Here is an 878-nt window from a genome sequence, read left to right as displayed (position 1 = left end):
GCGATGCTGTGGCTGCACGGTCAGCCGCGTGGCCAGGCCGACGCGCTGGACCGCCTGGCCGTGATGCCGCCGGCGCTGCGCAGCACGCAGCGCCCGCTGCAGCTCAGTGCCGATCGGCAGCGGGTGCAGGTGCCGCGTTACGGGCGCGCGGGCGACGGGGGCCCGGCTCTGATCAGCGCACCGCTGCCGCAGGCATGGCGCCCGCAGTGAGCGGCGCGGTTACGGCAGCGGATTGAACGCCGCGCCTTCGCCGATGCTGTCCAGCGTCCAGCGCTTCTTCGAGACCAGTTTCTCCCATCTCACCTGCTCGCCGTCGGTCTCGATGCTGCCGCTCGCCCGGCGTACCTTCGCAGTGGCGTAGTTGATGCTCACCGATTCGGTCTGCCCGGAGTTGCGCATCATTGAATCGTCGTCGTAGCCGATCAGCGCGAAGGCGTCGTGCTGCCAGCGGAAGGTGAAGCGGGTGGAACCGGTGGCCCAACTGCCGGCGTTGGAGAACGCGTACAGGCCCACCTGCAGCGTGCCGCGCACGATCGATACGCCGCCGGCGCCGTCTTCGAACACGTCCGAGAGGTTCGGGTACTCGTGGCGCGGAATCAGCTGGTGGTTCTGCGCGGCCAGCGCATAGGTGCCATCCGGCCGCGCCCAGGCGATCGCGAGCAGGCGCGGGTTGCTGTCCAGCGGACTGATGCCCATGCCGTCGTGTTCAAGCACGTTGCGGGGATCCTGCTGGCGCAGCACCAGCACCAGGTCGGCCCGCCGGTCGGCGTTGAGGTCGCCGTCCAGCCGCTGTTCGATGCGCCATCCGCGTGGCACGAAGCCGTTGGCATCCGCGGCGGTGGCCGGCAGGGTCGGGTAGTCCACCGGCGGGATGTCCA

Annotated in this window: 1 protein-coding gene and 1 pseudogene; one reads left to right on the top strand and one right to left on the bottom strand. The window is 70.0% G+C overall.

All coding sequences use genetic code 11. The annotated features are described in order from the left end of the window. A pseudogene (locus DBR34_RS21555) lies at positions 1–210 on the top strand (hypothetical protein); the annotation flags it as partial. A 9-nt stretch (positions 211–219) separates the two neighbouring features. Here the strand turns inward: DBR34_RS21555 and DBR34_RS19190 are convergent. Next, on the bottom strand, positions 220–878 hold a 659-nt coding region (locus DBR34_RS19190), incomplete at its 5' end, for a hypothetical protein (protein ID WP_128097961.1).

It is taken from the genome of Stenotrophomonas sp. HMWF003 (assembly GCF_003061285.1).
In the GTDB taxonomy this organism is placed as follows: domain Bacteria; phylum Pseudomonadota; class Gammaproteobacteria; order Xanthomonadales; family Xanthomonadaceae; genus Stenotrophomonas; species Stenotrophomonas maltophilia_AP.
The sequence above is the reverse complement of the archived record's forward strand: the minus strand, read 5'-3'. Positions and strand labels throughout refer to the sequence as shown.